Genomic DNA, 12,905 nt, shown 5'->3' on the forward strand with positions numbered 1-12,905 from the left:
AAGCGTCGCAGATGTGCGAGCCCGGCGTCGCATCAGCCCGTGCGACGACCACCCGATCCGGCGGCGCGACTCGACGCGCTGTCGAGTCGCTGTCGGGTCCTAGGTCGGGTTGCCGAGCAGGCCGTTGCGGCCGGCGGTGGCGATCGTCCGCTCCAGGCCCTCGCGGAGGGCGACGCTCGGCGCCCAGCCCAGCAGCTCCTTCGCGCGGGTGATGTCGGGCCGGCGCTGCTTCGGGTCGTCGGTCGGCAGCGGCTGGTGGACGATCTCGCTCGGCGAGCCGGTCACCTCGATCACCGTCTTGGCCAGCTCCAGCAGCGTGAACTCGTCCGGGTTGCCGACGTTGACCGGGTCGTGGACGCCCGACTCGGCCAGCGCGATGATGCCGGCGATCAGGTCGTCGACGAAGCAGAAGGAGCGGGTCTGAGCGCCGTCGCCGAAGACGGTGATCGGCCGCTCCTCCAGCGCCTGGCGGAGGAAGGTCGGGATCGCGCGGCCGTCGTGGGGCCGCATCCGCGCGCCGTAGGTGTTGAAGATCCGCACGATCGCGGTGTCGACGCCCTGCTGGCGGTGGTAGGCCATCGTCAGCGCCTCGGCGTAGCGCTTCGCCTCGTCGTAGACGCCGCGCGGGCCGATCGGGTTGACGTGGCCCCAGTAGGACTCCTCCTGCGGGTGGACCTTGGGGTCGCCGTAGACCTCGCTGGTCGAGAAGAGCAGGAAGCGGGCGCGGTGCTTCTTGGCCAGCCCGAGCGCGTGGTGGGTGCCGTGCGAGCCGACCTTCAGCGTGTGCAGCGGCAGCCGCAGGTAGTCGATCGGCGACGCCGGCGAGGCCGCGTGGTAGACGACGTCGATCGGCTCGTCGACGAAGAACGGCTCGATGATGTCGAGCTGCAGGAACCGGAACGCGTCGTCGCGGATGTGCGCGATGTTGCGCAGCGATCCGGTCTCCAGGTTGTCGACGCAGAGCACGCGGTGTCCGCGCCGGAGCAGCTCGTCGCAGAGGTGCGACCCGAGGAACCCGGCGCCGCCGGTGACGAGGCAGGTGGCCATGGCGCCGCAGGCTACCCGGCCGCGCCGTTCAGCGGCGGGCGTCCTTCAGGACCTTCTTCGGCACGGGGCCGAGCGGACGGTACTCGCGCTTGCCGAGCCGCTTGGCGAGCTCCTCGGCCTCCAGCCGCTTCCACACCACCGGGCACTTCTTGCAGCGCGGCCGGCTCTTGCAGCACTTCTTCTTGGTGGTGACCGTGGAGCCCATCCGCGACCAAGGGTAGCGATATCCGACCGTTGCAGTCGCCAATTGCTTCGGGCGGCCGAAGCGGCGGCCGCTGCGGCCCCGGATACGATGGGCGCATGCCCGCCCCCGCCTTCGTCGCCGCCCTGAACGAGCAGATCGCGAACGAGTTCGCCGCCAGCCAGCAGTACGTCGCGGTCGCGGTCCACTACGACGCCGACACGCTGCCGCGGCTGGCCGCGTTCTTCTACCAGCAGGCGGTCGAGGAGCGGGGCCACGCGCTGAAGATGGTCCAGTACCTGCTCGACCAGGACGCCGAGGTCACGATCCCGGCCGTCGCGGCGCCCAAGAACGGCTTCGCCGACATCGTCGAGCCGGTCCAGCTGGCGCTCGAGCAGGAGAAGCAGGTCACCGGCCAGATCGAGCACCTGGCCAAGGTCGCTCGCGACGCCGGCGACTACCAGTCCGAGCAGTTCATCCAGTGGTTCCTGAAGGAGCAGGTCGAGGAGGTCTCGACGATGTCCGACCTGCTGACCACGATCACCCGCTCGAAGGAGAACCCGCTCTGGGTCGAGGAGTTCCTCGCCCGCGAGGGCTTCGGCGGCGGCGACGACGAGACCGGCGCGCCCCCGACCGCCGGCGGTGACCTCGGGTGAGCTCCGCTCCCGTCGACGGCGCCTCGCTGGAGGCGCCGCGTCGGGGCCACGTGGTCAAGGGTCGCGAGGCGTGGGGGCTGGCGGCCGTCGTGCTGCTGGCCCTGCTGCTGCGGCTGCCGACCGCCGGCGGGCAGAGCTACTGGCTGGACGAGGCCTACACGGTCCAGATCCTCTCCGGCTCGCTCGGCGACGCCTGGTCGACGATCCAGCGGACGGAGAACACCCCGCCGCTCTACTACCTGGTCGCCTGGGGCTGGACCCAGCTGACCGGCACCGGCGAGCTGGGCGTGCGCTCGCTCGGGGCCCTGGCCGGTGCCGCGGCGACGGTGCCGGTGGCGCTGCTGGCCGGACGGGTCGGCGGTCGCGACTGGCGCCCGCTTGGCCCGCCGGTGACCGTCGCCGGGCTGCTCGCGGCGCTGCTCTTCGCCGTCAACCCGCTGGGGCAGTGGTTCGCCCAGGAGGCGCGCGCCTACAGCCTGCTGCTGCTGACCGCCGCGCTGGCCTGGCTGGCGCTGGCGGCGGCGCTGGCTGCGCCGACGTCGCGGCGGCTCTGGTGGTGGGCGGGGGCGGCCGTGCTGGCCACCTGGACGCACTACTTCGGCGGGCTGCTGCTGGCGCTCGGATCGCTGCTGCTGGTGGCGCTGATGGTGCGGCCGTCGCTGGCCGCGCGGATCGGGGCGCCGGCCCCGACGGCGGCCGGCGAGGGCGGGCCGCTGGCCCGGATCGGCGCTGCCCGGCTGCTGCCGCTGGCCGCCGCGGCGGTCGGGGCGGCGACGCTGCTGCCGGTCGCGCTGGCCCAGCGCTCGACCTCGATGTACGAGGCGATCGCCGGCGTCAAGAGCCTGCCCGAGCGGATCGGCGAGCTGCCGAAGCAGCTGGCGATCGGCTACGACGCGCCGGCCGAGTACGTGGTCGGGATCGCGCTGGCGCTGGTGCTGGCCGGGCTGGTGCTGGCGGGCGCCTGGCCGCGCGAGCGGCGCCCGACGGCGGCGACGGCGCTGCTGGGCCTGGTGGCGCTGGTCTGGGCGCTGCCGATCGCCGGGGTCGCGCTCGGCTTCGACGTCGTCCTGACCCGCAACTACGTCGTGCTGATCCCGCCGCTGGCGGTGCTGGCCGCGCTCGGGGCGCTGCGGCTGGGCCGTCGCGGCACGTTCGCGGCGGCGGTCGTGGTGGTCGTCCAGCTGGCGGTGATCGTGGCGGTCGCGGCCACGCCCCAGTACCGCCGCGACGACTGGCGGGGCGCGATGCGGGCGGCCACCGCGGGCCAGCCGGGGCCGCAGCTGCTGCTCGTCTCGCGCTTCCAGCCGCTGGTCTCGACGCTCTACGCGCCGGGGCTGCGGACGGTGCCGCCGGAGGCGCCGGTGGCGGTGCGGACGGTGGCGATCGTCGACCGGCCCGTGCGGTCGGGGCGCCAGGCGCCGCCGGCCGTCCCCGCGCCGCCGGTGCCCGCGGGGCTGCGGCTGGTGCGGACCACGCGCAACGCCCAGTACCGGGTCTTCGTCTGGCGCGCCGATCGGCCGCTGACGGTCGCGCCGGCCGCGCTGATCGGGCTGCTGCCCGACGGCGGCGCGCGGACCGCCGCCGTCCGGCCCTAGTCCTCGCCGCCGTGGCCGTCGCCGGCCGAGCGGCGGCGCAGCAGCACCACGCCGAGCGCGGCCAGCACGACCACCACGATGCTGGGGATCGCCCAGCCGGGCGGGCCGTCGCCGTCGCCGCTGACGTCCTCGACCGTGCCGCTGTCGGCCTCCGTGCTCGGCGCCGGCGGCGCCGAGGCGGTGCTGTCGGTGGTCGTGGCGCCGGTGGTCGTCGCCGGGGCCTCGCGCTTCTCGGCCGGCGGCGGCCCGGGCGGGTCGCTCTTGTCGTTGGTCACCCGCAGCGTCTTGCCGGTCGCCAGGGTCACGAACGCCGACACGTCCCAGTCCTGCCAGGCGCCGCGGCCGGCGGTCAGCAGCTCGGCGTGGTGGACGCCGCCCGCGTCGCGGTCGGTGCGGACGCGGAAGCTCTTGCCGGTCTTCGGCCGCACCCAGTAGACGACCTTCGAGCCCTCGCCGCTGCCGGGCCCGTCGAGGACGGTCGACAGGTCGACCCCGGCCCCGCGCTCCGTGTGCGCCTCGGCGCCCTGGACGACGATCCGGGTCCCGCCGCGTCCGCCCTCGGCGATGGTGATCCCGCCGTGGGCCGCGGCCGGTGCCGCGCTCAGCAGCGGCAGGGCCAGCGGCAGCGCCGCGGCGAGCGGGAGCAACGAGCGGACGGCGCGCATCGGCCAGATGCTGGCACCTCGCCGCGGGTCGCGCGTCGCGCGGGGCGGTCGCCGTCCGCGGGCGGGCGGTACCCTCGCCCGCATGCTCGCGCTGGTCACCGCCTACACGGTCGCCAAGGCGATCCACATCATCGGCGTCGTCTTCGCCTTCGGGGCGACGATCGTGACGCCGCCGATCGGGGCCTACCTCCAGCGCCACCAGCCGCAGGCGCTGGGCGCCTTCCACGGCGCGATCGCCCAGCTCGGGCGGACCGTCGTGACGCCGGGGATGACGATCGTGCTGATCGCGGGCCTCTACATGGCCGCCGACGCCTCGGCCTTCTCCGAGCCCTGGGTCTCGGCCTCGCTGCTGATCCTGTTCGTGCTCTTCGGCCTCTACGGGGCGCTGATCATCCCCCGCTCCGAGGAGCTGTCGAAGCGCGCCGCCGCCGTCGAGGGCGACCCGACCGGCGACCCGCAGTACGCGGCGACCGCGGCGCTCGTCGCCCGGCTGCACCTGATCGCGATCACGCTGGTCGTGGTCGCGGTGCTGGTGATGACGCTGAAGCCGGGCAGCTGACGCCGCTCCCCGGGCAGCGGGCCGACGGCCCGCCACCCGGGAGCGGATGCCGCTAGCGGACCGTCGCCGAGCGGCTCGCGCCGGCGCGGACGGTCAGCGTCCGGCTGGCGCCGCCGATCCGGGCGGTGAACCGCACCGGGGCGGCCGTCCGCAGCCGCTTGGCCGCGTTGACCGTGAACGCGAACGAGCGCCCGCTGCGGGTGATCGTCCGCGACTTGCCGGCGACCTTCGCCGTCGCCCGCACCTTCGCCGGGGTGCCGCTCTGGCGGACCGCGCAGCGGACCGAGCGGCGCCGGTTCACCAGCCGGCAGGAGACCGTGATCCGCGGGCTGGCGCCCTTCGGACCGCGATCGCCCTTCGGCCCCTTCGGCCCGGCCGGACCGCTCGGACCGCCCGGCCCCGGGCCACCCGGCGCGCCGCCGGCCCCGTCCTGGCCCTTCGGCCCCTGCGGCCCCTGCGGACCGGCGGTGCCGTCGTCGCCCGGATCGCCCTTCGGCAGCCCGCTGCTGACGCCGGTCAGCGCCACCCGCTGCTCGCGCTCGGCGGTGTTGGTCTGGAACTCGAGCGTCGCGTTCGAGGTCGCGTTGGCGCGGCTCGGCGCGAACCGCACCAGCACCCGGCAGCTGGCGTCGGGCGCCACCTCGGCGTCGCGGCAGGAGTCGGACGAGGCCAGGAAGTCGCCCTCCGAGCCCTCGTCGGCCGCCCGCACGCGGACCTCGCCGATCTTCAGCGGCTGGTCGCCGCCGTTGCGCACCGTCACCCACTGGCCGGGGCTGATCGTGCCCTGGGGCTGGAGGGTGAAGACCGGCGGCGCGGCCGCGAAGCGCGGGCCGGGCCCGGCGTAGGCCACCACGTCGATCCGCTTCTGGGTCACGATCGGGGCCAGCGACGCCTCGTCGCTGAACTCGCGCATCGAGTCGTTGGTCACCGAGACGTCGACCGCGCCCGTCCGCAGACCGGTCAGCTCACGCGTGACCGGATCCAGGATCGCCACCTTGCCGGCCCGCCGCGCGGCGTCGACCGCGGCCGTGCCGCGCCCGATCGCCAGGCTCTCCGAGCCGCCCCAGTGGACCGACATCGGGTAGCGGAGCGGCACGATCCGGGTGCCGTTCTGGACCCCGGAGGGCTGGACGATGCTGCCGCCGAGGGTGGCGCTGGTGGAGACCTCCAGCGTCGCCGGCGCCTGCAGGTCGATCGACTGGGCGAAGGCCCGCACGTCGGCCGTCAGCCACTGGCCGTCGGCGTTCGCGTCGCGGTCGACGGACCACTTCATCCAGCCGGTGAAGCCGCCGCGCTCGGGGGTGCCGTAGGGCGACTTGCCGGACGACGGGAGGACCGTGTACGGCACGCCCTCGACCCGGTGGACGTCGGCGATCTGGGCGTGGCTGCCGGTCATCGAGGCGCCCTTGCCCGACGCGACCCGGAAGTCGGTCAGCAGCTTCTCGATCAGCTCGACCTCGGTCCGGTCGCCGAGCTGGCTCTGGCCGGCACCGCCCGGATCGTCGACCGGGTGGTGGGCGAAGACCGCGACGTTCTTCACGTCGGGATCGGCCTGCGCGTCCTTCAGCGCCGCCTGCAGCATCCCCAGCTGGCCGAAGTCCGAGCCCCGCAGCGAGCCGAGCGCGCTGTTGAGCAGGACGAACCGCGTGCCCTTGTGGTCGAACGTGCCCGAGGTCGGCCCGAACTCGGCCTGGAACGGGGCCAGGTCGCCCTGGCCGCTGGCGCGGTAGGACTCGTGGTTGCCCGGCACGTAGTAGCAGGGGGTCTGCTCGTCGGTCGGCGCCGGGGTGTCGTCGCGGCCGATCTCGGACGAGAGCGGGATCAGGCGGCAGCCGCCGGCCTCGAGCGTCTGGCGGGCGAGGGTCAGGTCCTCGGCCGCGCCGAGGTCGGTGATGTCGCCGTTGAGGACGATCAGGTCCGGGCGCTGCTGGCGGATCCGCTTCAGCGCCGCGATCCCGACCTTCGCCAGCTCGGGGTTGGCGGCGGTGAACTGGACGTCCGAGAGGGTTGCGAACGACCAGTCGTCCTCGCCGTTGGTGCGGCCGTCGGGCGAGAACAGCGGGTCGGGCCGCAGCGGCTCCTGCTCGGGGATGTCGACCGGAGCCGCGTTGTCGGCCTCGATCTTCTGCCAGATCACGTAGCCGTTGCGCTGCTTGGCCGTGTTGGTCTGGATCGCCTGCAGCTGCGTGACCTTGATCGGGAACTTCGTGTCGGCCGGCATCGTCCACTCGAGCGTGGTCCAGCCGGCGGTCTTCGGGCCCGCGGTCAGCAGGTTCTTCGAGGCGCCGGCGGCGTCGACCCAGTACAGCGAGCCGAACTCGAACTCGCCGTCGGAGTACAGCCGCACCTTGACCCGCAGCGGCTGGCCGGGAACGGCCGGCCGGGTCTCGATCGGGGTCTTCGTGATCCCCATGTTGCGGCCGGGCGCGTAGGTCAGGCGCAGGCCCTCGGGGTCCTTCGTCAGCGTCTTGGCGACCCCGGCGGTGCCGTTGGTCGTCCAGCGCGTCGCTTCGTCGTCGTTGTCGAACGCGTAGACGCTGTCGGTGGTGACGCCGACGCTGGTCGGCAGCTTCGCGGTCTGGCCGCCGGCCCTGACCGTGATCACCGTGCCGCCGGTGCCGACGGCGGCGACCTTCAGCGCCGCGCCGGCGGGCGTGATCTTGACCACCTTCGGGTCGTAGTCCAGCTCCAGGTCGGTCGCCTCGACCGGGGCGGTGAAGCCGTGGGCGTCGCGGCCGATCACCCGCAGCGTGGTCGACTTGCTGGCGTCGGCGAACGACAGCCGCTGGGTCGACAGCTCCAGGGTCCGCAGCGGCCCGAGCACCCGCACCGGGGCGTCGGCCTGGGCGCCGTCGGTGGTGGCGCGGGCGCGGATCGTGCCGCGCGCGTCCGCCGGGGCCTTCAGCAGCCCGCCGGAGATCGAGCCGCCGTCGGCCGTCCAGCGGACGTCGCCGCGGCCGATCGCCACCGGGGCCTGGTTCGAGTCGACGCCGTCGGCGCTGAGGGTGCGGTGAAGGCCGGGGAAGATCCGGGCCTCGTCGCCGTCGGGCCGCACCACCAGGTCGCGGACCTGGCCGTCGCCGCGGTTCACGAACACGCCGACGCCGTTCGGGTCGTTGCGCTCGTTGCCGTCGGAGGGGACGTTGCGGACCGTCGCCCGGTCGCCGCCGAGCGGCCGGCCGACCATCGTCGTCGAGCCGCCGCCGTCGAGGTTGACCGCGGTTTCGGCGCCGAGGTCGTCGAGCATCCGCGCCAGCTGCGGCAGCGTCACGCCGCCCTTGCCGGTGCCGCCGGGACCGTCGACCGTGACCAGCAGCATCGTCTTGCCGCCGTCCTTGAAGCCGATCGCCGTCCGCGGCGCGATCGAGTTGCCGGACGCGCCGGCCCCCGACTCGCTGTCCGGCACGGGGTCGCCGCCCCGGACCAGCTGGGCGTCGGTGCCGAGCGCGAACCGGAACTGCCCGGCCACCTCGGGGGCGACGCCGTAGGTCAGCGTCACCGGGTCGCCGACCTGGAGCGTGCGGAGCGCGTCGGCGGCGGCGTCGCGGCCGACCAGCGCCGTGGTGCCGCTCGGCAGCTGGCCGCTGCCCGGAGCGGCGGCGGCCTGGGTGACCTTGCCGTCGGCGATCAGGACCTCGGCGGTGTTGCCGGATCCGGCCTGGACGGCGCGGCTGGCGGCGCCCCACTCGTCGCTGTAGACGCCGATCTTGCCGGCGCCGATCCCGACCTGGTTGAGGCCGCTGACCGGCACGTCGCGGCCGCCGAAGGTGGCCTTGGCGTCGAGCGCCAGGTTGGCCAGCGCGCCGACGCGGTCGTTGGTGACGCCGATCGTCTGGCCGTTGTTGCGGGTGCCGGTCTTGCGCAACCGCCCGCCCTGGTACTCGAAGCCGAGCGCGGCGTTCGAGTTGCCGATGTCGAAGAAGTCGCCGTTGACGCCGGCGACCGCGCCGACGCGGTTGGCCTGCTCGGTCAGGGGCGAGCCCTGGGCGACCTTCTCGGCGTGCAGCAGGTCGGTGCCGACGGCCGGGTTGGCCAGGTCGACGGTCAGCACGTGGCGGTCGATCCAGCCGCTCGACTCCAGGTACTTCTGGTGCTGGAGGACGATCCCGGGGCCGAGTGGCTCCCGGTCGTCGATCACCGACAGCCGGTCGGCCGCGGCGGCGGCTCCCGGCGCGGCGAGCGCGATCGCGGACGTGACGAGAGGGACGCGCCACCAGCGGCGGCGGCGCGCGAGGGTCGATGACTCGGTCACCCGAGCTCCTTGCTGATTCGGGGGGCGAAACGATTTCGACCCACGGCGGGCTGACGCCGACGCCGCGAGGTCGAGACCACCAGCCTGAGCCCGAGTACGCGGTCGACTTGTGACCGGTCGGTGCAGTTCCTGTGAACAACCGGATCGCGTCCCGCGGGCGGCCCGACGGAGGCCGCCTCCGGCTCGCTCCGCCCCCCGTCGGGGGGTCGCCGGTCGAGCGGCCAGCGGCGAACGGGGGTCCGGGGATAGCATCCCCGGCCTGATGAGCCAGCGTCTGCAATCGCCCGAGACGTTCGACGAGAAGCTCGACCTGCTCCGGGACCTGCGCCACCAGGCGATCCACGCCGCCTCGGAGGAGGCGGTCGCGAAGCAGCACGCCAAGGGCAAGTACACCGCGCGCGAGCGGATCGAGAAGCTGCTCGACGAGGGCAGCTTCCAGGAGCTCGACACGTTCGTCCGCCACCGGACCTACGACTTCGACATGCAGAAGCAGCGGCCGTGGGGCGACGCCGTCGTCACCGGCCACGGCACGATCGACGGTCGTCCGGTCGCGGTCTTCTCGCAGGACTTCACCGTCTTCGGCGGCTCGCTCGGCGAGGTCATGAGCGAGAAGATGTGCAAGGTCATGGACCTGGCCGCGAAGACCGGCTGTCCGGTGATCGGCATCAACGACTCGGGCGGTGCCCGGATCCAGGAGGGCGTCGTCTCGCTCGGCGCCTACGGCGAGGTCTTCCAGCGCAACGTCGACTCGTCGGGCGTGATCCCCCAGATCTCGCTGATCATGGGGCCGTGCGCCGGCGGCGCCGTCTACTCGCCGGCGATCACCGACTTCATCGGGATGGTCAAGGAGACCTCCCATATGTTCATCACCGGTCCCGACGTCATCAAGACGGTGACCGGCGAGGAGGTCGGGTTCGAGGAGCTCGGCGGCGCGATGAGCCACAACACGAAGTCGGGCGTCGCCCACTTCGCGTTCGAGGACGAGGATCACGCGCTGGAGGAGACGCGCTACCTGCTCTCGTTCCTGCCCCAGAACAACCTCGAGACGCCGCCGGTGCTGCCGACCAGCGACCCGGTGGATCGCGACGTCCCGGAGCTGAACGACGCGGTCCCGGCGAACCCGAACAAGCCGTACGACATGCGCGAGGTCATCAAGCTCGTGGTCGACGACGGCGACTTCTTCGAGGTCCACGAGCACTTCGCCCGCAACGTCCTCTGCGGCTTCGGCCGGATCGACGGCCACGCGATCGGCGTCGTCGGCAACCAGCCGAACCAGATGGCCGGCGTGCTCGACATCGAGGCGTCGGAGAAGGCCGCGCGCTTCCTCCGCACCTGCGACGCCTTCAACATCCCGATCGTCACCTTCTGCGACGTCCCGGGCTTCCTGCCGGGCACCTCGCAGGAGTGGAACGGGATCATCCGCCACGGCGCGAAGATGCTCTACGCCTACGCCGAGGCGACCGTCCCGAAGGTCACCGTCGTGACCCGCAAGGCGTACGGCGGCGCCTACGACGTGATGGCGTCCAAGCACCTGGGCGCCGACTTCAACTTCGCCTGGCCGCAGTCGGAGTTCGCGGTGATGGGCGCCGAGGGCGCGGTCAACATCATCTACCGCCGCGACATCGGCGGCTCGCCGACGCCGGAGGAGCGCCGCAAGGTGCTGATGGACGACTACAAGGCGCGGGTCATCAACCCCTACGTGGCGGCCGAGCGCGGCTACGTCGACGACGTGATCGAGCCGTCGCAGACCCGCGCGAAGGTCGCCGGCGCGCTGCGGCTGCTGCGGACCAAGCGGGTCCCGCAGCCGAAGCGCAAGCACGGCAACATCCCGCTGTAGGCCGCCGGCCCTCCGCCGATCGTCCGCGACCCCCGCGTGCTGCCGCCGCGGGGGTCGCGTCGTTTCACGGACCGACCGATCACGGGAAATACAAAAAGCCGATCAGGAATCGGTATATAGTCCCGGGGCATGTCCTTCTCCGCCCTGATCGACGAGTACGAGCGCGTCACCACCGCCGAGCCGCAGCGGGCGACGGTGGTCTTCTCCACCCGCGGCGCCCTGACCGGCCCGACCCGGGTCGAGCTGACCAGCCGCGACCACGCCGTGGTCGTCGACGAGCCGCCGACGCTCGGCGGCGAGGACGGCGGCGCCAACCCGGTCGAGCACGCCCTGATCGCGCTCGCCAGCTGCCAGGCGATCAGCTACCGCTTCTGGGCGGCGAAGCTCGGGGTCGAGCTGGACGCGATCGAGATCGAGGCCGAGGGCGACCTCGACGTGCGCGGCTTCTTCGGCTTCGACGACCAGGTCCGCGCCGGCTACACCGGCGTCCGGCTGCGGGTGACCCCGCGCGGGCCCGAGAGCGCCGAGCGCTACCGCGAGCTGGCGGACGCCGTCGACGCCCACTGCCCCGTCCTCGACCTCTTCCGCAACCCGACGCCGGTCGCGCGCGAGCTGGTCGCGCCGGCCGCCGCGGCGGCGTGAGCGAGCCGCTCCGCGGGGGCCTGATCGGCCGCCTGCGCCGGGCCCTCCGGGGCGGGTACGCTCCGCCGACCGAGCCCGAACGACCTGCCGCTCCCGCCGCCGGGAGCCCGACCACGACCACGACCGAAAGCAGCTCCGTGTCCGCCGATCCGCAGTACCGCCCCGAGACGATCGCCCTCCACGGCGGCCAGGAGCCGGACGCCGCCACCAACGCCCGGGCGGTGCCGATCTACCAGACCACGTCCTACACGTTCAACGACACCGAGCACGCGGCGAACCTGTTCGCGCTCTCGGAGCCGGGCAACATCTACACCCGGATCATGAACCCGACCTGGGACGTGCTCGAGCAGCGGCTGGCCCAGCTCGAGGGCGGCGCGGCGGCGCTGGTGACCGCCTCGGGGATGGCGGCGACCACCTACGCGATCCTCAACGTCGCGTCGGCGGGCGACAACATCATCTCCGTCTCGCAGCTCTACGGCGGCACCTACAACCTCTTCGCGCACACGCTGCCGCAGTACGGGATCGAGGTCCGGTTCGTGGACGCCGACGATCCCGGCGCGGTCGCCCGGGTCGCCGACGAGCGCACGAAGCTGGTCTTCGGCGAGACGATCGGCAACCCGAAGCTGAACGTGCTCGACATCCCCGCCTGGGCCGAGGCGGCGCACGCGGCGGGGCTGCCGCTGGTGGTCGACAACACCGTCCCGAGCCCGGTCGGCGCGCGGGTCTTCGAGCAGGGCGCCGACATCGCCGTCCACGCGCTGACGAAGTTCCTCGGCGGCCACGGCAACTCGATCGGCGGCGCGATCGTCGACGCCGGCACGTTCGACTGGGCGGCCCAGCCGGATCGCTACCCGACGCTGGCCAAGCCCGATCCGTCGTACCACGGCGTGGTCTGGACCGAGGCCGTCGGCCCGGTCGCCTTCGTGCTCCGCGCCCGCACCGTGCTGCTGCGCAACACCGGCGCGGCGCTGTCGCCGTTCAACGCCTTCCTGATCCTCCAGGGCGTCGAGACGCTGACGCTGCGGATGGAGCGCCACAACCAGAACGCGCTGGCCGTGGCCAAGCACCTGGAGGCGCACCCCGACGTCGCCTGGGTCGCCTACCCCGGCCTCGAGTCGAGCCCCCACCACGAGGTCGCCCAGCGGGTCCTGCGCGGCGGCGGCGGGGCGCTGGTGACGTTCGGCGTCAAGGGCGGCTACGACGCCGGCCGCGCCTTCATCGACAGCCTCGGCCTCTTCAGCCACCTGGCGAACATCGGCGACGCCAAGTCGCTGGCGATCCACAACGCCTCGACCACCCACTCGCAGCTCAACGAGGAGGAGCTGGCCGCCGCCGGCGTCACGCCCGACACCGTCCGGCTGTCGGTCGGGATCGAGCACATCGACGACCTCCTGGCCGACCTCGACCAGGCGCTGGCGAAGTCGCGCACGGCGGTCGCGGCCTGAGCGCCGATCGCCCCCGGTCGCCGACG

At 73.5% G+C, this 12,905-nt stretch carries 10 protein-coding genes; 6 read left to right on the forward strand and 4 right to left on the reverse strand.

Annotated features, from left to right (window positions below; genetic code table 11):
• Positions 1–99 precede the first annotated feature (99 nt).
• Together SH587_RS00360 and SH587_RS00365 are read right to left on the reverse strand one after the other, a co-directional pair.
• Complete coding sequence (locus tag SH587_RS00360; protein ID WP_320668550.1) at positions 100–1,047, reverse strand: UDP-glucuronic acid decarboxylase family protein; 948 nt, start codon at positions 1,045–1,047, stop codon at positions 100–102.
• 28 nt (positions 1,048–1,075) lie between these two features.
• Complete coding sequence (locus tag SH587_RS00365; protein ID WP_320668551.1) at positions 1,076–1,252, reverse strand: nucleoside/nucleotide kinase family protein; 177 nt, start codon at positions 1,250–1,252, stop codon at positions 1,076–1,078.
• Positions 1,253–1,347: 95 nt separating this feature from the next.
• Between SH587_RS00365 and SH587_RS00370 the strand changes: the two genes are divergently transcribed.
• Entirely contained in the window at positions 1,348–1,884 is a 537-nt protein-coding gene (locus tag SH587_RS00370; protein WP_320668552.1) for a ferritin, read from the forward strand.
• Positions 1,881–3,479, forward strand: coding sequence for a glycosyltransferase family protein (locus tag SH587_RS00375; protein WP_320668553.1), 1,599 nt, complete (start codon positions 1,881–1,883; stop codon positions 3,477–3,479). Before SH587_RS00370 ends, SH587_RS00375 begins: the two co-directional genes overlap by 4 nt.
• On the opposite strand, the gene SH587_RS00380 is transcribed toward SH587_RS00375, so the two are convergent.
• A complete protein-coding gene (locus SH587_RS00380) occupies positions 3,476–4,144 on the reverse strand; it encodes a hypothetical protein (RefSeq protein WP_320668554.1) in 669 nt (222 codons plus the stop codon). The two genes, SH587_RS00375 and SH587_RS00380, sit on opposite strands and share 4 nt — an antisense overlap.
• An 82-nt stretch (positions 4,145–4,226) precedes the next feature.
• Here SH587_RS00380 and SH587_RS00385 point away from each other — a divergent pair, with 82 nt between their 5' ends.
• Positions 4,227–4,703 (forward strand): DUF2269 family protein, encoded by a 477-nt coding sequence (locus SH587_RS00385; RefSeq protein WP_320668555.1) that lies wholly within the window; start codon positions 4,227–4,229, stop codon positions 4,701–4,703.
• 52 nt (positions 4,704–4,755) lie between these two features.
• Here SH587_RS00385 and SH587_RS00390 read toward each other — a convergent pair whose 3' ends face one another.
• A complete protein-coding gene (locus tag SH587_RS00390; RefSeq protein ID WP_320668556.1) occupies positions 4,756–8,955 on the reverse strand; it encodes a phosphodiester glycosidase family protein in 4,200 nt (1,399 codons plus the stop codon).
• Between the two features lie 262 nt (positions 8,956–9,217).
• On the opposite strand from SH587_RS00390, the gene SH587_RS00395 reads away from it, so the two are divergent.
• The 3 genes from SH587_RS00395 to SH587_RS00405 all read left to right on the forward strand — a co-directional run bounded on the left by SH587_RS00395 (position 9,218) and on the right by SH587_RS00405 (position 12,879).
• Positions 9,218–10,792, forward strand: coding sequence for an acyl-CoA carboxylase subunit beta (locus SH587_RS00395; protein ID WP_320668557.1), 1,575 nt, complete (start codon positions 9,218–9,220; stop codon positions 10,790–10,792).
• 129 nt (positions 10,793–10,921) lie between these two features.
• Positions 10,922–11,434, forward strand: coding sequence for an OsmC family protein (locus tag SH587_RS00400; RefSeq protein ID WP_320668558.1), 513 nt, complete (start codon positions 10,922–10,924; stop codon positions 11,432–11,434).
• Positions 11,435–11,571: 137 nt separating this feature from the next.
• Entirely contained in the window at positions 11,572–12,879 is a 1,308-nt protein-coding gene (locus SH587_RS00405) for an O-acetylhomoserine aminocarboxypropyltransferase/cysteine synthase family protein (protein ID WP_320668559.1), read from the forward strand.
• Positions 12,880–12,905: the final 26 nt, after the last annotated feature.

Source organism: Patulibacter defluvii (assembly GCF_034096925.1).
GTDB classification, from domain to species: Bacteria; Actinomycetota; Thermoleophilia; order Solirubrobacterales; family Solirubrobacteraceae; genus Patulibacter; species Patulibacter defluvii.